Here is a 22,160-nt window from a genome sequence, read left to right on the forward strand (position 1 = left end):
CGATAAAAAGACATGAGAATTAGTAGATATTTATATATGCTGGCAGCTGTAATCGCTGTGGCTACCAGTTGTAAGGATGACTTTCTGCAGGAGAAGAGGGATTATGGTGCTGTTGACGAGTCTGTTTTCAAAGAGCCGGTCTTGGCCCAAGCATATGTTGATTATATTTATGGGTTATTTCTTCCAGCAAATAATGCACAGTCGTTTGTGGCCAACCAGTCAGCAACCGAGAATGGTTCTTATAATAACGATTTTACACAAACGACTGAAGAGCTGGGAGGTGAGACGAATTGGAATAAAATTTGGCCGAAGATCTCTTATGAGTTTGCGCATGCTAATCCATACTTCGGACAAAGAATGGGAACAAGCATTGCGAACAATACATGGACCAGGTTAAGGCAAATAAATTTGTTCTTAACTGAAGTCGATAAGTATGGGATGGCGGACGATGTTAAGAATAAGCTAAAAGGACAACTGTATTTCTGGCGCGCTTGGCAGTATTTTCAGCTATGGAGGCTTTATGGCGGTGTACCTCTCATTTTGAACGTTCAAGCTCCAGTCAGCGGCGAGGAGAGTAGTAGAGTTGCCCGTAGTTCCTCTGAGGCAACCCTTAACCAGATTATTTCGGACCTTGATCAGGCTCAGAGCTTACTGCCCGGCGTATGGACTGGAGCAGACTGGGGGCGGATTACTAGTGGTGCTGCAGCAGCGATGAAGGGGAGAGTATTATTGACCTGGGCCAGCCCGCTCTTTAACAGAAATGATGATAAATCTCGTTGGCAAAAAGCCTATGAGGCGAATCTCGCCGCGAAGAACTTGCTGGAAGCTAATGGATTTGGTCTGTACAGGACAGGCTCCCTTGCGAATGCAACAGCCTGGGGCAATATGTTTTTGCAAGAAGGGAGTGTAGCTAATAATCCAGAGGCAGTTATAGTCTTTGGCTTTAATAATGTGCAAACTGGGAATGCGCAGAAGAACAATGGCTGGGAACAAGCAATACGTCCAAGGTCCACCGGTGGCAATGGATCAATTTCGCCGACTCGCGAAATGGTTGAGTCTTTTCCTATGAAAGATGGTAAAATGCCGGGAAAATCTACATACGCCTATGATGTGAATAAGTTTTATAAGAACCGAGATCCTCGTTTTTACAAAACCTTTGTTTACACAGGGGCATCCTGGCCTTATGTTGGAACAGCAGGCACCGTCAACTTTAGATTATGGAACTACGTTTGGAAAAAGACTGCCACGGCGGCAGGGTATGACGGTTTTGCGGAGACCAATCCCAATAGCAGTGGCGTCTATATTTGTAAAGGAAGTAGTGCAAACGCCTCCAATGCCCTCGGAAACTTCAACTTTAGCGGTACCGATTTTATGGAAATGCGTTTTGCCGAAGTGATTTTAAACTTGGCAGAATCTGCCATTGGAGTTGATAAGTTGGCGGAGGGACGGGATCTCATTAAGGTTATTAGAGACCGTGCAGGGGTCGAAAACTTAGACGGAAGCTATGGTCTAAGTGACGCTGTTAGCCGAGATGATCTTTTTGCAGCAGTTTTGAATGAACGCAAGGTTGAGTTTGCATATGAAGGTAAACGCTTTTGGGATCTTAGGAGATGGATGCTCTTTGGAGAAAGCGATGAAAGCAAGGCTATTTTAAATCGTTTACATATGACAGGCCTAAATGGGACAAGAAGGACTGGATACTGGATCGTTGTGAAGAAAGCGGATGGAACCGACTATACAGGTTCAAGCAATCCGTTAGTTGCTGGTTCTGGTGCATTAGCAGATCGTGAGAATACTGCTATTGACGAGTTATACGATAAGTACTTCAAGGTGGTAGTTAAGGATGATGTTGATCCTATTAATCCTCCAGGATGGAAGTTTACTTGGTATAAAGAGTACTACTTCTTCGGTCTGAATCAAAATGTTCTTACTAGCTCCCCATACTTAGAGCAAACAGTCGGATGGAACAGCCTTAACGGTATGGGAACTTTTGATCCCTTGAAATAATAAAAATTAAAATTAAAATAAAGAAACGACTGCCGGAGAGTATCGGGCAGTCGTTTTTTTTAGTCCTTTCTCCTTTGCTAACATCCTACAATACCAAGAGAAAATGGTATATAAAAGGCGCTTTTTCTTGATGCATCTTTGAATTATAGTACTTTCTAACCAAAGTCTGTTGCCTGGCTTATTTTTACACGTAAAGGTTTAGAAGAAACACACTTAGTCAATTATACAGTTCAAATTAAACGATGAAGAGAAGGTTGTTTATTATCCCATTGCTTGCTGGCCTGATAGGTACAGCGCATGCTCAGTATCCGGATATTCCGGCTGATGTAAAGGCAGCGTCAGACAAGTACATGCAGGAGTGCTACAGGCGTTCAGACAGCGCCTGGCAGAAAGCGCGTGTTATTATTGAAAAAGAAGCCAAAGAAGGCAAACCTTATATTCCATGGGCTGGGCGTCCGACGGATTTGCCACAGGCATCGCTTGCAGCCTTCCCTGGTGCTGAAGGAGGTGGTGCGTTCTCCTTCGGCGGCCGCGGAGGAAAAGTGCTGGTTGTGACCAGTCTGGCCGACAGTGGTCCCGGAAGTTTGCGCTGGGCTTGTGAGCAGGGCGGCGCCCGTACCGTTGTCTTCAACGTATCGGGGATCATCCGTCTGAAGAGTCCGCTGATCATCCGTGCACCCTATATCACCATTGCAGGTCAGTCGGCTCCTAGCGACGGAGTCTGTGTGGCAGGGGAGTCAGTATGGATCAATACCCACGACGTGATCATCCGCTTTATGCGTTTCCGCAGGGGCGAGACCTATGTAGGCCGCAGAGACGATGCCATCGGTGGCAACCCGATAGGAAATATCATGATCGACCACGTATCGGCAAGCTGGGGACTGGATGAAAACATGTCGATGTACCGTCACATGTATAACGACAGCACGGGCAAGGCAGAGGTGAAGCTTGGAACCGCTAACATCACCATCCAGAACTCGATTTTCTCAGAAGCACTGGATACCTGGAACCATGCCTTCGGAAGCACCCTGGGCGGTGAGAACTGTACGTTCATGCGTAACCTGTGGGCTGACAATGCTGCCCGTAACCCATCCATCGGCTGGAACGGAGTGTTCAACTTTGCTAATAACGTGGTGTTCAACTGGGTGCACCGCTCAACCGACGGCGGCGACTATACAGCACTGTTCAACATCATCAATAACTATTATAAGCCGGGACCGCTTACTCCGTTGAATGAGCCGATCAGTTACCGGATCCTCAAACCCGAGTCAGGCAGAAGCAAGCTTCCTTATGTGGTGTTCGGTAGAGCCTATGTGGAAGGGAATATCATTGCCGGCAATGAAAAGGTAACCAAGGATAACTGGGATGGCGGAATCCAGCTGGAAAACAAGAAAGGCGATGCGATGACCTTCGAGGAAGCCAGGCCTTACTTTGCAGCGATGCGCTCGTCAAAGCCCCATCCGATGGCTCCCATCACTATTATTCCTACAGAAAAGGCCTATGATTATGTACTGGCCAATGTAGGAGCAACCCTTCCAAAGAGAGACCCCGTAGACACGCGTGTGATTGAACAGGTACGTACCGGTAAGATCAACTACCTGAAGAATGTGAAGCTTCCAGGCACGCAGTTTAAGCATCGTCGTTTACCGATCGACTCCTATAAGGGGGTATCATCACCGACATTAATCAGGTGGGCGGTTATCCACAGTATAAGGGCTCGCCTTACAAGGACTCAGACAACGACGGTATTCCTGATGAATGGGAAACAAAGAATGGACTGAATCCCAAAGACGGATCAGATTCAGCAAAATATGCCAGCAACGGCTACACCAACATCGAAAATTATCTGAACAGTCTGGTTTCTGTTGATACAGTGAAACCAAACGTAAAATAGCTCATTAGTCAGAAGTTCATATATAACGTGTCGGTAGCAGAGTTCACCCTGCTGCCGGCTTTTTTCGGTTAAAAATGAAAAGGAACCATCAAATTATTTTATGCGCTGCAGCGCTTCTTGGTTATGCCGGAACTGCTTCAGCTCAATATCCTGTAATTCCTCCGGCTGTGCAGGCAAAAGCCGATTCTGCATTAGCAGAAGCAGAAAAGAGATCGGATGTGGCGTGGGAAAAAGCTTTGCCGATTGTGCAGAAGGAAGCACAAAGCGGAAAGCCCTTTGTGCCATGGGCTGGCAAACCGACCGACCTTTTGCAAGCGAAGATTCCGGCATTCCCCGGCGCTGAAGGGGGAGGGGCCTATTCTTTTGGTGGTCGCGGAGGAAAAGTAATCGTCGTGACTAACCTTGCCGACAGCGGTCCTGGTTCATTCAGAGCTGCTTGTGAGCAGGGTGGAGCACGGATCATTGTGTTTAATGTAGCTGGTATTATCCGGCTCAAAAGCCCCGTAATTATTCGTGCGCCCTACGTAACTATTGCTGGTCAGACTGCTCCTGGCGACGGCGTTTGTATAGCGGGTGAGTCCGTCTGGATCAATACGCATGATGTAGTGATCCGTTACATGCGTTTCCGCCGTGGTGCTACTGAGGTAGGAAGAAGAGATGATGCAATAGGCGGGAACCCTGTCGGAAATATTATGATCGATCATGTTTCTGCCAGCTGGGGGCTCGACGAGAACATGTCGATCTACCGCCATGTGTACGACGATGGAATGGAATACAAGAAGGAAAAGCTTCCTACTGTAAATGTTACCATCCAGAATTCGATCTTCTCTGAGGCACTCGACGCATATAATCACGCTTTTGGCAGTACCATCGGAGGCTTGAACAGTACGTTTATGCGCAACCTCTGGGCATGTAATATCAGCCGGAATCCTTCAGTAGGAATGTATGGCGACTTTAATTTCGTCAACAATGTAATCTTCAACTGGTGGAATCGAAGTGCAGACGGAGGAGACCACCGCTCACTTTATAACTTTATTAACAACTATTACAAGCCGGGACCGATTACTCCTTTAGATAAGCCGATCAGTTACCGGATATTGAAACCCGAGTCAGGACGTGATAAGGGTAATAAGTACCGGTTTGGCAAGGCCTACGTGAACGGAAATGTAATAGATGGAAATGAAAAGGTTACCCGGGACAACTGGGCCGGCGGCGTTCAACTGGAAGGCGTTCCCGATGAAGCATCTATCTTATCGCAGATCAAAGCTGATTCGGCTTTCCCCATGCCTAAGATCGGTATAATGTCCGCAAAGGAAGCGTACAATTACGTTTTGGCTAACGTGGGAGCTTCCCTGCCTAAACGTGACCCTGTAGACACAAGAGTGGTAAAACAGGTAGCAACGGGAAAGATTTTTTATAAGGAAGGCGGAAAGACGCATGTCGGAGATAAGTTTATCAAAAGACGTCTTCCCGAGGATTCCTATAAACAAGGAATAATTACAGATGTAAGCCAGGTTGGAGGGTATCCGGAATATAAAGGAAACCCATACAAAGACACCGATCAGGATGGAATGCCTGATGCCTGGGAAATAAAAAATAACCTGAACCCGAAAGATCCGTCAGACGCGTCTAAGTACCGCAAGGACGGATACACAAATATTGAAGCCTGGTTAAACAGTGTTGTTCCTTTTAACACAGTAATTGCAGTTAATAAGTAATTGCTGTAGGGTGCTGCATGCGCCGTTGTTTCATTTTAGAGTTTGTAAAAGGAGGCCAAGCGGTCTCCTTTTTTTGTCTTAATCCGCAGAGGTATGACGATCCGTGTTTAACAGTGAACGGCTTTAATTTTCTAAATTTGACAAGCTCAACTCTTACGGAGGCGATGGGGAAGAAAAAGTTCTCAAGGCGGCAGAGCCGGATAGCCACACGCTTTTGCTTGTTTTTTGTATGTTTAGGAAGAATACGAATCCTTCATGTCAAGATGCTACAAAACATTGAGAAAATGGTATATAAATGCACGAATGACACCGTCTACTTTTGTTTTCTGAGATTTGTTTTCCACCGGGCTAAACGCCGAATTCTTACAACCAATTAGGATAAAAATCTCACACACTAGATAAATTAAACGAATGTTCAAAGGTAAATTACACCTGAATAAGTTTTTGCTTTCTTCCTTGGTTGCGATAGGTATTCTGGCTTCTTCTTCTGCTGAGGCGCAGAAAAAGAAGGTGGTAAAACCAGCAGTTCCGGTTGCAACAGGCGAAGACGGAAGACTTTCTTATACACCTGATTCTCTTGGTAACAGGATTCCTGACTTTTCTTACGCCGGTTATATGGGAGGCGATAAAGCCATTCCGGTTATTCCTGTGCGGGTGTTTGTCCCCCTGAAAAAGGGAGATGCGACAGTGAGGATTCAAGCTGCTCTTGACTATGTAGCATCTTTGCCTGCTGGTAAGGATGGAATAAAGGGAGCGGTTTTGCTCGATAAGGGAACCTATGAAGTAGAGGGAAGCTTAAAGATTAAGAGCTCGGGAGTTGTATTGCGCGGAAGCGGGATGGGAGAAGGCGGAACCCTCTTATACTCAAAGGGCAGGGAAAGAGAGACGCTGATCAGGATAGTGGGAGTAAATGACCGCAAAGAAGGTCCGGCTGTTACGATCACGAACTCATATGTGCCGGTTAATTCCTTTAAACTTGGAGTTGCCGACGGGAAACGGTTCAAGGTTGGAGATCGTATAAAGGTTTATCGCCCCTGCACCCAGAAGTGGATCGAGACGATTGGTACTTACCACTTTGGAGGTGGAATTACGGCACTTGGATGGAAGCCCGGCGAGCGCGATATGTATTGGGACAGGACAATTATGGCTGTGAACGGGAATAGCTTGACGCTCGACGCTCCGCTTACCACCGCTCTGGACGAGAATTTCGGGGGAGGAACTGTTAGTAAACTGGAATGGAATGGGCTGATCAGTCAGTGCGGCGTCGAAAATCTCAGATGTGTTTCCGAATTCAATAAAAATAATCCTAAAGATGAAGACCACAGCTGGATGGCGGTAACAATTGAAAATGCTGCAAATTCATGGGTCAGACGTGTTACTTTTGAGCATTTCGCGGGGTCTGCAGTAGCGGTGCTGGAGAGCGCCAGTAAGGTGACGGTAGAGGATTGTAAGTCGCTCGCTCCTGTTTCTGAGATTGGCGGACAAAGGCGTTATACATATTATACCCTGGGGCAGCAGACGCTGTTTCAGCGGTGTTATGCAGAGAACGGCTACCATGATTTTGCTGTCGGCTATTGTGCTACAGGTCCCAATGTATTTGTTCAATGTGAGTCAAATCTGCCTTTCAGCTTCAGCGGGACCATTGACAGCTGGGCTTCGGGTGTATTATTCGACGTAGTGAACATTGACGGACAGGCACTCAGTTATCTAAACAGGGGGCAGGACGCTCAGGGTGCAGGGTGGAGCGCCGCCAACAGCGTGTTCTGGCAATGTTCAGCTTCACGCATTGATTGTTATGCACCTCCAACTGCAAATAATTGGGCTTTTGGTTGCTGGGCTCAATTCCAGGGGAATGGTTACTGGAACATGTCGAACGAGCATATTCAGCCGCGTAGCTTGTACTATGCACAGCTGACCGACCGTTTGGGCGCTGAGGCAACGAAGAGGGCCATCCTGCTTCAGGTACAGACAGAGGCTTCGAGCAGCCCGAAAGCAGAAGTGGCAGCTGAGCTTACTGCCTTATCAGTTAAACCGCACCCTCAACTTTCAGAATGGATTGACAGTGCAGAGTATCGTCAGCCGCTTATAACCTCTTCAAAAGGAATAAGATCAATTGACCAGATTGGAATTAAGGTAGCTCCCGTAAAGGAAAATGCGCCCGCTATGCATATTGCTAATGGATGGGTTGTGAGGGGGACAGCCGTGGTCACAGGTGCGAGGCATGAATCTCCTTGGTGGAGAGGCAGTTTGCAGCCGGTAGAATTAAAGGCTTCTAAACCTGCTGTGACACGCTATGTCCCCGGCCGTATGGGTTTGGGTATGACAGATGATCTGGATGAGGTAACAGACTGGATGACTTCCAGGCATATTGTTTCACTTGAGCACAATTACGGACTGTGGTACGATCGTCGCCGTGATGACCACGAACGTATCCGTAGGATGGATGGAGAGGTGTGGCCGCCGTTTTTTGAACAGCCTTTCGCCAGAAGCGGCACAGGTACGGCATGGGACGGTCTTAGCAAGTACGATCTGACCAAATACAATCAGTTTTACTGGAGCCGCCTTCGTCACTTTGCTAACCTTGCCGACCAAAAGGGGCTGGTTCTGGTACACCAAAACTATTTCCAGCATAATATTATTGAAGCCGGAGCGCATTACGCGGATTTTCCGTGGAGAACAGCCAATAACATTAACAGTACAGGTTTCCCTGAACCTCCTCCATACGCAGGTGACAAGAGGATCTTTATGGCTGAGCAGTTTTACGATATAGCCAATCCGGAGCGCCGTGCGTTGCATCGTGCTTACATCCGCCAGTGCCTCGACAACTTTAAGGGGAACACTGGCGTGATTCAGCTCACCGGTGCAGAATTTACAGGGCCTTTGCACTTTGTGCAATTCTGGATTGACGTAGTGCGCGAGTGGGAGAAGGAAAATGGAAAAAATGTGATCATTGGGCTTAGTGCTACAAAAGATGTACAAGACGCAATCCTGGCAGACAAGGAGAGGGCTGAGGTGGTAAACCTTATCGATATCCGTTACTGGCATTATCAGGCCGATGGCTCTGCATATGGGCCTGCCGGAGGGCTGAACCTGGCTCCGAGGCAGCACGCTCGCCTGCTAAAGCCTAGAAGGAGCTCCTTTGAGCAGGTTTACCGCGCTGTAAGTGAATACCACCAAAAATTCCCTGATAAGGCAGTGATGTACTCCGGCGACAGTTACGATAGTTTCGGATGGGCTGCGTTTATGGCGGGAGGTTCTGTTGCTCAACTGCCTGCTGAGCTTGATCCTGCTTTTCTTGCTGCAGCATCTCAGATGAAGCCGTCGGTCTCGACTGAGGCCGGAATGTATTTGTTGAATGGCGGCGATAAAGGCTTGATCATTTACGGAACCGGCGAGGGGGTATTCAAGATTGATTTGAGCAAATACAGTGGCTCTTACAAACTTCACTGGATCAGTCCGTCAAGCGGCAAGCTCCTTCAGAAGGAATCAGTTGTAAAAGCAGGTAAGCCGGTCGACCTGGCGAAGCCGGTTCAGGGTGATGCGGTATTATGGATGTCCAGGATTTAAACACAGTTAGAAATAAAATATATGATGAGGGTAACTTATTTAGTCGTATTGCTGGCCGTTTTATTCACAGCCTGCAGCACGGAAAGGAAGGCGGAACAAACAACGGGAAAGCTAAAAGTGTCTGAGAACGGACGGTTCCTGATAAAGGAAAACGGAGAACCGTTTTTCTGGCTCGGCGATACCGGCTGGCTTTTATTCGGAAAGCTGAACAGGGAAGAGGCTGAGAAATATCTTGATGACAGGAGTAAAAAGGGCTTTAACGTGATTCAGGTGATGGTCATGCATACCGTTCCTGCCGTGAACTTCTATGGCGACACTGCTTTGGTTAACAAAGATGCGTCCAAACCCAAAGTTACTCCAGGTAACGATCCGAAGGATTCGGTACAATATGACTTCTGGGACCACGTTGACTACATCGTGGACAAGGCGGCAGAAAAGGGCTTGTACATGGCGATGGTGCCCGTTTGGGGTAACAACGTAAAGGACGGATATGTCACCAGTAAGCAAGCTGCGGTGTATGCGAAATTTCTGGCTGACCGCTACAAGAATCGTCCTAACATCATCTGGCTGAACGGCGGTGATATCAAGGGAAGCGACTCTATTGAAGTTTGGAAGACCATTGGAAACGTATTACGTAAAAATGATCCCAATCATTTAATCACCTTCCACCCGCGCGGACGTACGACATCTTCTGAGTGGTTTCATAATGAAAAGTGGCTTGATTTTAATATGTTCCAGTCGGGTCACAGGACTTACAGTCAGGATACCTCGGCCAAGGAAAAAAGACACTATGGAGAGGATAACTGGAAGTTTATTGCGGAAGACTTTGCATTGAAGCCTGTGAAACCCTCTATTGACGGGGAACCGTCTTACGAGGGCATTCCGCACGGACTGCATGATACGCTGCAGCCAAGGTGGACAGACAGTGATGTGCGGAGATACGGCTATTGGTCTGTTTTCGCTGGAGGATTTGGTTACACCTATGGAAACAACTCCGTAATGCAGATGCATAACGCGAAGGATAAAACAAGCGCGTACGGCTCACACGAGTACTGGGATCACGCCTTGAATGCTCCCGGAGCAAAGCAAATGATCTATCTGCGTAATCTCATGCTTTCAAGACCGTTTACTGAAAGAGTTCCCGATCAGTCGCTTATTGCAAACCAGAGTGAGAAATATAACTACCTGGCGGGGACCCGGGGCGAAACTTACGCGTTCATCTACACCTACAACGGCAGGAATATAAAAGTGAATATGGGCAAAATAACCGGTGAAAAGGTGAAAGCGAGCTGGTACAGCCCGCGTGATGGCAAGACAACGGAGATTGGAACGTTTGACAATAAGGGTACTCATGAGTTTGACGCTCCGGGCGAAGTTAAGGACGGAAACGACTGGGTGCTGGTATTGGATGGCGTTTAAGGAGTTATGGGTTATAAGTTATAAGTTATGGCAGGTAAAAGCATATTACAGCAAAAGAGCTTCGATTTTGCGATTGAGGTGGTAGCAGCTTACAAATATCTTGTCGAATTAGAAAAGGAATTCGTATTGAGTAAACAATTGTTGAGGTCGGGTACGGCTGTAGGGGCATTGGTACGCGAGGCTCAAAATGCTGAAAGTAAGCCCGATTTTATTCATAAGCTCAGTATTGCACAGAAGGAGACTGACGAAAGCCTCTATTGGCTTGATCTGCTAAGCCAATCGGGATATCTTGAGTCACCCCAATATGAAGGTCTACGGGACAACGCCGATGGATTGCTTAGAATGCTGCGCAGTTCAATTATAACAACCAGAGAGAAATATATTAGCAACAAGTAACTCATAACTCATAACCCATAACGTGCGTAAAATCTATTATATCCTTTTACTGTGTCTCCTGAGCTCCTGTTCACGAGAGGTGTATATGTTCAGCTCATTTCACGAGCCTGCTGACGAGGGACTACGTTTTTTGTACAGTTATGACGGCTATAAATGGCACGACCTCAATCGCGTATTCCTGAAGCCGAAGGTTGGTGCGCAAAAGATTATTCGGGACCCTTCTATTGTGAAGGGCCCCGATGGTACTTTTCACCTTGTGTGGACAACCGGATGGAAAGGGACCAGGGGATTCGGGTATGCAAGCTCGAAAGACCTCATTCATTGGTCGGAGGAGCGGTCGATCGACGTAATGGCGAAGGAACCTGAAACGGTGAACGTTTGGGCTCCGGAGCTTTTTTACGATGATGAAAGCAAACAGTTCATCATTATCTGGGCCTCTACCATTCCGCATCGCTTTCCAAAGGGAGAGGAGGATGAGAATAACAATCACCGTATGTATTACACGACCACGCGCGATTTCAAGACGTTCAGTGAAACGAAACTGTTCCTGGATCCTGGTTTCAGCGTGATCGACTGTGTCATCTTAAAAGAAGCAAAAGGCAAATATGTTCTCGTACTGAAGGATAATACGCGGCCTAACCGAAATATAAAGGTGGCCTTTGCTCCGAGTGCGCTGGGCCCCTATACCAACGTCTCAGAGCCTTTTACGGCGAAGCTGACAGAAGGCCCCGCCGTTGTACACCCGGGGAAGGAATGGCTGATCTATTATGACTCATACGGCACCAAAAAGTACGGGGCAGCTAAAACATACGACTTCAAAAAGTTTGAGGATGCTTCTGCAGAGGTAGATGTGCCGGAAGGGCATAAACATGGTACTATATTTAAAGTGTCAAAAAGTGTCCTCAGACAGCTGATCAGCAGCGGTAAGCAGCGTGTCACTGTGCAATAGTACTTTTGCGCTTACGCTTGCGGGAGAAACACTCCTATCTGCGCGTATAAACGGGACGAACTTGAGTGAGTGTTGTTTGTGGCCTTAATAACGCAAATGGACTCTCAAAAATTGATATAAACTATTTAGATGCTTGCTCATGGAAAGACCAGTGAAGCGTACGGACGGCTGAGGAAGCTTTGAATATTAAATAAGCGAAATGAATATGTTCAAAATAAAGAGATTAGCGCGAGGAAGAGCGGCGATTATTACTGCCTTGCTCAGCAGTATGGCTGCAGGGGCCTCAGCGCAGGATACCGTGCGATACACCGGTACTACCCTTTCTAATGTTGATTATCACCATGGACAGCTTAGCCCTGCCGTTGGTGTACACAATATACAGGTGTTCAGGGCAAACAGAGAGCATCCTGAACTGGCGGGCGGAAGCAGCTGGACCTACAATCATCAGCCGATGCTTGCTTACTGGAACAACACCTTTTACCTCGAGTACCTGAGTGATCCGGTAGGAGAACACATTCCTCCGAGTCAGACTTACCTGCTTACCTCGAAAGACGGATATGCGTGGTCTAATCCGACAGTGGTGTTTCCTCCCTACAGAATTCCTGACGGAACTGTAAAGGAAGGATATCCGGGCGTGGCCAAAGATCTGTACGCCATAATGCATCAGCGTATGGGCTTCTTCGTCTCAAAAAAGAACAGGTTACTTGTTTTGGGCTATTACGGAATAGCGCTGGATGCGAAGGACGATCCGAACGATGGGAAGGGAATCGGTCGTGTGGTTAGAGAAGTATTGCCGGGAGGTAAATTCGGACCGATTTACTTCATCAGAAATAATGCTTCCTGGAAGCCAACGAAGAATGACTTCCCTTTTTACAAGAAAAGCAAAGACAAAGGATTTGTGCAGGCGTGTGACGAGTTGTTGGGCAATGCGCTGATGGTGCAGCAGTGGGTAGAGGAAGCAGACCGGAATGATCCCCTTATCCATCTTCAGCGACCTGTGAAAGCATTCAGTTTTTATCATCTGAATGACGGACGTGTGGTAGGCTTGTGGAAACACGCCCTTACTTCGATCACAAAGGATGAGGGCAAAAGCTGGGAGTACAGTCCGCTGCGCGCGCCCGGGTTTGTAAACAGCAATGCGAAAATATGGGGACAACGGACATCTGATGGTCGATTTGCTACCGTTTATAATCCTTCCGAGTTTCGCTGGCCTCTGGCAGTGTCGACAAGTGCTGATGGGTTGAACTACAAAGATCTTCTTCTCGTAAACGGTGAGATTTCCACGATGCGTTATGGGGGGAACTTCAAATCCTACGGGCCGCAGTATGTGCGCGGAATCGCCGAAGGTAACGGACTTCCACCTGATAAAAATATGTGGGTGACCTACAGCATGAACAAGGAGGATATCTGGGTAGCGAAGGTTCCGGTGCCGGTTGTGTCAAAAGTGGAAGGCCAGATCGATGAGTCTTTCAATTCGATGAGGGCAGGTGAGGAACTGAAATACTGGAATATTTATAGTCCACTTTGGGCCTCTGCGAAGATCGAAAAAACTGCAGATGGATCTAAAGCGCTTGTCTTGCGCGACAAGGATCGATATGATTTTGCAAAGGCGGAGAGGGTGATTCCCGCCACCCGTAAAGGGAGCGTCGAATTTGCTATCGTGCCCGGGCAGGCCGATAAGGGACTGCTGCATATCGAGTTCCAGGACGCTAAAGGAAGCCCGGCTATCCGGCTCATTTTTGATGCGGACAGCTCGTTTAAAACGAAAGCCGGATATCGCAATTCTGGAATCACCAAGTACCAGGCAGGACAAGAGTACAAGATTAAAGTCGATTACAACGTTGCGAGCCGGTCATACGTTGTCTACGTAAATGGCCAGAGCAAAGGAACGAAGATTTTCTTTGCACCTGTTGCGGCGGTGGAGCGTGTGATGTTCAGAACAGGGGAGGTGAGGCGTTACCCGGACGCGGATACGCCGACCGATCAGGACTTCGATGTAGAGAAGGCGGGCGAGGCTGTGTCTGAGGCCGTTTATTATATAAAATCATTTAAGACAAGCTTGTAGGCAGAACATGAGAGTCAGGAACGTTCTTTTTTTGCGACATTGTTCATCGCTCAGTCGCTGCGGGCTAAAGTGATACTTCCCCGGATACTAGGCCATAATATGGTACTGCAACGTGATAAACCTGTATGTATATGGGGCACTGCCTCCGCAGGTGAGAAGGTAAGTGTTCAATTCTCGGGTCAACAGAAACAAACAACTGCCAATTCTGAAGGGAAATGGAGGGTGTACCTCGATCCGATGAAGTGGTCAGCAACAGGCAGGGAAATGATCATTGCGGGCGGAAACACCATTAAGCTGGAGAATGTACTTGTAGGGGAGGTCTGGCTGGCATCAGGGCAGTCAAATATGGAGTTTACCATGCGAAAGAGCAGCAAGATGCCCAGGCCGAATGTGGCGGGACAGAATCCCGTCGACGAGCTGCAGTATGCTAAAAATCCCCTTATCCGCATATTCCTTGTAAATAGAAAGGAGCTTGTTAAAGCTGACTCTCTGCATCGGGGCTGGAGTGAAGCCCGCGACTCAGCGCTTCGGGCTTTCTCGGCTCCTGCTTATTTTTTTGCCAGAGAACTGTATAGCAAACTTGGTATTCCGGTAGGGGTAATCTCCTCGGCTGTGCCGGGTAGTGCAATAGAACCGTGGATTCCCAAAGAGGCGTTTGACCAGTCTGCTTACTTCAAAGGAAAAAAGGTGAGCAATGACCCGGGAAAATTCTATACACCTATGATCAGTCCGCTCGCGCCCTTCGCAATCAAGGGTTTTCTCTGGTATCAGGGAGAGACCAATTGCTTTTTGAATGAGCGGTTGGAGTACACACATAAGATGAACCTTCTCATTAACAGATGGCGGTCCGACTGGAGTGGCAAGGATTTGCCTTTCTACTTTGTGCAGATTGCGCCGTTTAAGTATTCCGAGTCAAAAGACAAGCCTTGGCTGACAAAGGAATCGCTTCCCGAATTTCGTGAGGCACAGGCCGCCGCCTTGAAGATCTCTCATACGGATATGATCGTCGTTACTGACCTTGTTGACAACCTGAGTGATATACATCCTTCTTACAAATGGGAAGTGGGGAGGAGGCTCGCACTGACTGCCCTCGCTGGATCATATGGACGGAAGGATCTGGTAAGTTCGGGACCGGTGTTCGAAAAGATGGACGTTAAAGGAAACAAGGCAAAACTAACGTTCCGTTCAACAGGGAGTGGCCTGGTCAGCAAAGATGGAAAGCCTCTTACCTGTTTCCTGATAGCAGGAAAGGACAAGAAGTTCGTTTCCGCCGTTGCAACCATATCGAATAACACGGTCGTTGTTTCTTCTTCTTCGGTGACCAAGCCAGTTGCTGTCCGGTTCGCCTGGGAGGAAACAGCCCAGCCTAATTTATTTAACAAGGAAAGCCTGCCGGCGAGACCGTTCCGTACAGATGATACTTTGACCCCGCAGTTTAAACCAGAGAATAATTAATGAATCTATATCATAAAATTAAGGCCTATATCCGCCTGGTGAAGGTATTGAACACCGTACTAATTCTTCTGTTTACTGCTTTCTTAGAGAAGGTGAACGCGCAGGAAACACAAAGGTTATTCCTGTCTGGCACAGGGAACGATCATACGGTGAAGTGGGACTTCTTTTGCACAGCGGGACGGAACTCCGGTAAGTGGACTAAGATACCCGTTCCATCAAACTGGGAATTGCAGGGTTTTGGCAAGTACGATTACGGCTTCGCAAAAGATAGCGTCAGAGGTAAAGAGAAAGGCCTTTACAGGTACTCATTCAAAGTTCCCAAGTCCTGGCAAGGTAAGAAGGTCAATATCGTCTTCGAAGGGGCAATGACGGACACCAGGGTGACAATCAATGGCACCCTCGCTGGTGATGTTCATCAGGGGGCTTTTTACGCCTTTAAGTACGACGTGACTAACTTGCTGAAATTTGGCTCTGCTAATAAGCTGGAGGTTGAAGTGGCGAAACATTCGGCAAATAAATCGGTGAATGAAGCAGAGCGCAAGGCCGACTTCTGGCTGTTTGGGGGGATCTTCAGACCCGTATATCTGGAAGCCCTTCCAGAGGCGCACATTGACGGGCTCGCAATAGATGCCCGGGCCGACGGGCAATTCAGTGCTAAGGTGAAGACAGTGGGCTCCGCAGATCGCATTCGCGTGCAACTCTACGAAGCAGATGGACAGCCTTTTGGCAGGGAAGTGTCGGCAACGGTGCCTTCTGGCAGGGCAGAAGTGCTGTTGAGTAGTCAAGTGTCCTCGCCTAAGCTCTGGTCGCCCGAGTATCCTAACCTGTACAAGGCGGTTTTTACTTTGGATAAGGAGGGGAAAGCAGTGCATCGTATGACGAAGAAAATTGGTTTCCGGACAGTGGAGGTAAAGGAGCGGGATGGCGTCTACGTAAATGGAATCAAAATTAAATTTAAGGGGGTCAACAGGCATTCTTTTCGTCCGGGCAGCGGAAGAACGATGAGCAAGACAAACAGCATTGAAGATGTTAACCTCATTAAGGAGATGAACATGAATGCGGTTCGCATGTCCCATTATCCCCCCGATGATCACTTCCTTGATGTTTGCGACTCACTCGGCCTTTTTGTTATGGACGAGCTGGCGGGCTGGCACGGGCATTACGATACGCCAACTGGCACCCGGCTGGTGAAAGAGATGCTGGATCACGACCGGGACCACCCTTCTATTGTCTTCTGGGCTAACGGCAACGAGGGTGGACATAACAGGGAGCTGGATCATCTTTTTGCTGAGCAGGACATTCAAAAACGCCCTTTGGTACATCCATGGGAAGACTTTAACGGCTTCGATACCCAACACTATCGTGAGTATAACTACGGTATTGGAAATTATCGGCATGGACACAGTATTGTGATGCCGACCGAGTTCCTGCATGGAATGTTCGATGGTGGGCATGGCGCTAGTCTGGAGGACTATTGGAATGATATGCTGGCCAACCCCTTATCGGCGGGTGGTTTCCTTTGGGACTTTGCTGATCAAGGCGTCGTCAGAACGGATAAGAACAACATCATTGATGCTGATGGCAACAGGGGGGCTGATGGAATCGTAGGACCATATCACGAGAAAGAAGGAAGCTTTTTTACGATCAAGGAAGTGTGGAGTCCCGTGTTCTTCGAGCGCAGGGAGATGACTCCGGGCTTTGATGGGGTTTTTAATATTGAGAACCGGTATCACTTTACTAATCTAAATGAATGTCAGTTCTCCTGGAAACTGGCTAACCTTAAAGACAAAAAGGAACTGAGCGGTCGTTTTGCGGCACCGGATGTGAAGCCTTTTGAGAAAGGCACGCTGAAGGTGGATTTGCCTGGCAGCTGGCAGGATTTTGACGTTCTGTACATCACCGCGAGTGACCGGTATCAGAAAGAATTGTTCACCTGGAGTTTTCCGATTACTTTGCCGGCTAAAGAGGCTGCCTCCATCGTGAAGAAGGCAGGAGCCGGTTCTGTCACATTTACTGAAAGCGATACTCTGTTCATTGCTTCTGCTAATGGAGTGAGCCTGGGATTCAGTAAGGAAACCGGCATACTCCGCAACGTGCGAAACAGCAAAGGAGCCATCCCGTTTACGAATGGTCCTATTGTGCAGGAAGGGGCTACAAACTTTAAGGGCATCAGGCACCGCATGGAAGAGGGCAACCTGATCATCGAGTCTACATTTGATCGCAAGGCCTCTTATAATACCTTGCAGTGGACGGTGTACCCCTCAGGATGGGTCAAGCTGAACGTTCGTTATTTCCCTGCAGAGTACCTTACCAATTTTGATGGTGTAAACTTTTCTTTTCCTGAAAAGAAGATGAAAGGTGTAGAGTATATGGGTCGCGGGCCCTACCGCGTATGGAAGAACCGGCTGAAGGGGACTCGTTTCGGGATATGGAAGAAGGACTACAATAACACGGAGACGGGCGAGAGCTGGGTATACCCTGAATTCAAGGGCTACCATTCGAACATGTACTGGTGTAAGTTTATTACTACAGAGCAGCCCTTTACTGTTGTTACTGAAAACGAAGACGTATTTTTACGTTTATTTAGCGCGGCATGGAAAACGGACGAATGGCATAATTACGAACCCCTCTTTCCTTCCGGAGATATTTCCTTCATGCAAGGCATTCCCGCCATCGGAACAAAAACACAAAGAGCCGACAGGAGTGGCCCAATGGCCATGAAAAATATCTTTTATGATTACGAGAAGGAACCGGCGCGGGCGTTAAATCTGACTCTGTATTTTGATTTCGGAGGGTAAGGTTAGATATCAGATATGAGATATAAGATATGAGATATAAGATATTAGCCGGCGGATATTAAGTTACAGAACAATAGATATGAGTAAAATCTGTACGCAAGGTATCAGAAGCCAGTTAGTTTCCTGATACTAGATGCACAAGATGCGAGAATAGCCAATTTCTAGATACTAAATACTATATACTCAATACAATAAAATGAAATATAAAAGCATTATTTGTCTGATCTTCTCAGTTCTTACTCTGCCACTGGCCGGCTGGGGTAAGCCTGAGACGACTCAGGCGGTATCTGTTGTAAAACTGAGGACAGAGCTTCTGAACAACCCGGTGGGAATTGATGCGACTCAGCCCAGGCTGAGCTGGAACATTGCTGGCGCAGGAAGAGGCATTCGACAAACGGCATGGCAAATTATTGCTGCTTCTTCGCCTGAAAAGCTTGCGTCGGGACAGGGAGATCTTTGGAACTCAGGTAAGGTTGAGTCTGATCAGTCTCTGCATATCCGGTACTCGGGTGCTGCATTAAAAAGTAATACGCATTGTTACTGGAAAGTCAAAGTCTGGACCAATAAGGGTGAATCCGGGTGGAGCAATAGTGCTTCACTTACAGTAGGACTGCTGAATTATGTGGATTGGAAGGGAAGATGGATCGGTGCGGACCATGGATTTCCCTGGGACAGCGAAACACAATGGTCGCGCTTGTCTGCCAGGTACCTGAGAAAGGAGTTTGATACAAAGAAAGAAGTTAAGCACGCCACTGCGTACATCATCGGACTGGGACTTTATGAGCTCTATCTGAACGGCCAGAAAGTTGGCGATCAGGTGCTGGCGCCTGGTCCCACTGATTATCTGAAGGGGGTAAAGTATAATGCTTTTGACGTAACTGGGTTTCTGAAGGCAGGTAAGAACGCAGTGGGAACAGTGCTGGGTAATGGACGCTATTATACGATGCGTCAAAAGTACAAGCCATACAAGATCAAGACATTCGGTTATCCGAAGCTGTTGTTCAACCTGATCATCGAGTATAAGGACGGTTCATCAGAAACTGTAGTTTCAGACGAATCGTGGAAACTCACGGCCGATGGACCCATCAGATCGAATAATGAATATGATGGCGAAGAGTACGACGCACGGAAAGAAATGCCTGGATGGAGTACGCCTGGTTTCAATGACAGCAAATGGCAAGAGGCCGAGTTTGTTCAGGAACCGGGAGGAACTTATGAAGCGCAGATGAACGAGAACATGAAGGTAATGGCCACGATTAAGCCTGTGAGTATCAGGAAGCAGGGGGCAAAGTACATTCTGGATATGGGGCAGAATTTTGCAGGATGGCTGCGGCTGCGTGTGAAGGGTGCGAAAGGTGATTCTGTGAAACTACGCTTCGGCGAGAATGTACAGCCCAACGGTGAACTTTATGTCCGCAATCTCCGTGACGCGAGGTCTACAGACGTCTACGTACTCAAAGGGGCCGGCCAGGAAAGCTGGGAACCTGCTTTTATCTACCATGGTTTTCGCTTTGTAGAGGTGAGCGGCTATCCCGGAACGCCTACTATTAATGACTTTGACGGTCGTGTAGTTTACGACGACATGAAAAATACAGGCACTTTCAGTACGTCTGATGCCACTGTCAACCAGATTTATAAAAATGCTTACTGGGGAATTTTAAGTAACTATAAAGGAATGCCTGTCGATTGTCCGCAGCGTAATGAACGCCAGCCCTGGCTGGGCGACCGAACGACAGGCTCTTATGGTGAAAGCTTCGTGTTCGATAATAGCAGGCTTTACGCCAAGTGGTTAGACGACATTCACCAATCACAAAAAGAAGATGGCAGTATTCCTGATGTTGCACCCGCGTTCTGGCGCTACTACGGCGATAATGTGACCTGGCCAGCTACTTATATCACTGTGGCAGAAATGCTGTACAGGCAGTACGGCGACTTAGAGTCGATCCGTAAGCATTATGACCCAATGAAGAAGTGGATGGACTACATGGCAGGTAAGTATACTCAGGACGGCCTCATTATCAAGGATAAATATGGCGACTGGTGTGTTCCTCCTGAGTCAAAAGAACTGATTCATTCACGTGATCCTAAGAGGCAAACCGATGGAGTGCTCATTGCTTCTGCAACTTATATCCGGCTCTCCTCTATCATGGAGGACTTTGCCCGCTTATTAGGAAAGGACCAGGACGCAGCAGATTTTGCTAAAAGAGCCGAAACAATCAGACAAGCATTCAATAAAAAGTTCTTTGATGAATCCAAAGGGCAATACAGCAATAATACCATTACAGCTAATTTGCTCCCTCTTGTTCATGGCATAGTCCCTGAAGGCTCCAGGGATAAACTGGTGAAAAGCATAGCCGACAAGATTCTCGTCGAGAATAAAGGTCATATTGGAACAGGCGTTATTGGAACACAGTGGCTGATGCGGGGGCTGTCGGAGTATGGAAGAGCGGACATCGCTTTTCGACTCGCAACCAACCGCGACTACCCCAGCTGGGGATACATGATCGATAACGGCGCAACAACGATCTGGGAGCTCTGGAATGGAAATACGGCTAACCCGACTATGAACTCTGCTAACCACGTAATGCTTCTGGGCGATTTGATCATTTGGTACTACGAGAATGTAGCAGGCATTAAGTCTGATCCGGCTGCGCCAGCTTTTAAAAGAATTTTGATGAAACCGGACATGATTGAGGGGCTTCAATCTGCTTCTGCCTCGTACGAGTCCGTTCAGGGTATGATTAAGAGTGAATGGAAGCGTAGCTCGGGCACGTTCAGCTGGACAATCACGGTGCCCGCTAATACGTCGGCTATGGTTTATATTCCCGCTAAATCTGCTGAACAGGTAAAGGAAGGCAAGAAAAAGGCAGGGCTGACTGAAGGTGTGAAGTTTTTAAGGATGGAAGGTAACCGGGCGGTCTTTGAGGTCGGCTCAGGCAATTATTCTTTTACATCGACATTATAAGGTAAATTTTAGGTATGACAAATATAAGAGCAAAAGTTTTAGGGGTGGCCATGCTAGGCGCCGCCTGGCTGGTTTTTCCCGCTTATGGCGGTATACATGAGACGGTGCGTGTTGCTAAGGGCGAGCGAATCGGGTTCAAAGCCGATGACGAGCAGGAACAGAAAGCTGCAGAGTGGGTGGCCGCACTCAATTTGAATGACGCTGCAAAGGAAGGCAGGCTAAAGCAGGTTATTGCCACTCACCTCAACGCCATACGGGACTGGCATAATGAACATCCATTTTCGACAGTACCGGCCGGTATCAATCCTGCCACTGGCAATAAGCTCAGCGACCTCGATCGTCAGATTATAGCCGATTCAGCGATCCCTTCATCCGTTCATACTGATTTGATGAATGGCTTGCGTAAGGATTTAAGTGAAGAGCAGGTCGAGGTCATCCTCGATAAATATACAATTGGTAAAGTCGCCTTCACACTGAAGGGGTATCAGGCTATTGTACCAGACCTGAAGCCGGAGGAAGAAGCGGTAATTTTGAAAAACCTGAAGCAGGCTAGAGAACAGGCTGTAGACTATAAAAGCATGAAGCAGATCTCGGCTATTTTTGAGATCTACAAAACTAAATGTGAGCAGTACCTCAACTCGAATGGCAGGAACTGGAAACAGCTGTTTAAGGATTACGTGACAGCTCAAAAAGCAAAAAAGGCAGCCGCGAAATAGGCGCTGGGTATTAAGTGGTAAGTTGTAGGTTGTAAGTTGTAAGTTGCAGGTTGTAAGTTGCAGGTTGTAAGTTGTAGGTTGTAAGTTGTAAGTTGCAGGTTGTAAGTTGCAGGTTGTAAGTCATGGTAGTAAGTATTAGTGGGGGTATAAGTTTCAAGTAGGAAAGTGGCGATCTTAATTATCAAACTGAAGATCTGCAACCCCTCACCAA

11 protein-coding genes and 1 pseudogene are annotated in these 22,160 nt (G+C 47.6%); all 12 read left to right on the forward strand.

The window, feature by feature from the left end; translation table 11 throughout:
* Nucleotides 1–12 precede the first annotated feature (12 nt).
* The 12 genes and pseudogenes from ACES2C_RS12275 (at nt 13) to ACES2C_RS12330 (ending at nt 21,949) form a co-directional block, all read left to right on the forward strand.
* The gene (locus ACES2C_RS12275) at nt 13–2,007 is read left to right on the forward strand and encodes a RagB/SusD family nutrient uptake outer membrane protein (protein WP_374163395.1); all 1,995 of its coding nucleotides are present in this window, start codon (nt 13–15) and stop codon (nt 2,005–2,007) included.
* A 242-nt stretch (nt 2,008–2,249) separates the two neighbouring features.
* Nucleotides 2,250–3,901: pseudogene (locus tag ACES2C_RS12280) on the forward strand (polysaccharide lyase family 1 protein).
* A 74-nt stretch (nt 3,902–3,975) separates the two neighbouring features.
* Nucleotides 3,976–5,619, forward strand: a complete 1,644-nt coding sequence (locus ACES2C_RS12285; RefSeq protein WP_374163396.1) for a polysaccharide lyase family 1 protein — start codon at nt 3,976–3,978, stop codon at nt 5,617–5,619.
* Between the two features lie 411 nt (nt 5,620–6,030).
* A complete protein-coding gene (locus tag ACES2C_RS12290; protein WP_374163397.1) occupies nt 6,031–9,186 on the forward strand; it encodes a DUF6298 domain-containing protein in 3,156 nt (1,051 codons plus the stop codon).
* A gap of 21 nt (nt 9,187–9,207) precedes the next feature.
* Entirely contained in the window at nt 9,208–10,605 is a 1,398-nt protein-coding gene (locus tag ACES2C_RS12295) for a glycoside hydrolase family 140 protein (protein ID WP_374163398.1), read from the forward strand.
* A 27-nt stretch (nt 10,606–10,632) separates the two neighbouring features.
* Entirely contained in the window at nt 10,633–11,001 is a 369-nt protein-coding gene (locus ACES2C_RS12300) for a four helix bundle protein (RefSeq protein WP_374163399.1), read from the forward strand.
* Nucleotides 11,002–11,086: 85 nt separating this feature from the next.
* Nucleotides 11,087–11,950 (forward strand): glycoside hydrolase family 43 protein, encoded by an 864-nt coding sequence (locus ACES2C_RS12305; protein ID WP_374163400.1) that lies wholly within the window; start codon nt 11,087–11,089, stop codon nt 11,948–11,950.
* 199 nt (nt 11,951–12,149) lie between these two features.
* Entirely contained in the window at nt 12,150–14,015 is a 1,866-nt protein-coding gene (locus ACES2C_RS12310) for a six-hairpin glycosidase (protein WP_374163401.1), read from the forward strand.
* Nucleotides 14,016–14,114: 99 nt separating this feature from the next.
* Nucleotides 14,115–15,470 (forward strand): sialate O-acetylesterase, encoded by a 1,356-nt coding sequence (locus ACES2C_RS12315; RefSeq protein ID WP_374163402.1) that lies wholly within the window; start codon nt 14,115–14,117, stop codon nt 15,468–15,470.
* Nucleotides 15,470–18,268 (forward strand): glycoside hydrolase family 2 TIM barrel-domain containing protein, encoded by a 2,799-nt coding sequence (locus ACES2C_RS12320; RefSeq protein WP_374163403.1) that lies wholly within the window; start codon nt 15,470–15,472, stop codon nt 18,266–18,268. The genes ACES2C_RS12315 and ACES2C_RS12320 overlap by 1 nt, the downstream gene beginning before the upstream one ends.
* Nucleotides 18,269–18,464: 196 nt before the next feature.
* On the forward strand, nt 18,465–21,233 hold the full coding sequence (locus tag ACES2C_RS12325; RefSeq protein WP_374163404.1) for a family 78 glycoside hydrolase catalytic domain: 2,769 nt from the start codon (nt 18,465–18,467) through the stop codon (nt 21,231–21,233).
* 14 nt (nt 21,234–21,247) lie between these two features.
* Entirely contained in the window at nt 21,248–21,949 is a 702-nt protein-coding gene (locus ACES2C_RS12330) for a DUF3826 domain-containing protein (protein ID WP_374163405.1), read from the forward strand.
* Nucleotides 21,950–22,160: the final 211 nt, after the last annotated feature.

It is taken from the genome of Arcticibacter sp. MXS-1 (genome assembly GCF_041902385.1).
Lineage (GTDB): Bacteria > Bacteroidota > Bacteroidia > Sphingobacteriales > Sphingobacteriaceae > Arcticibacter.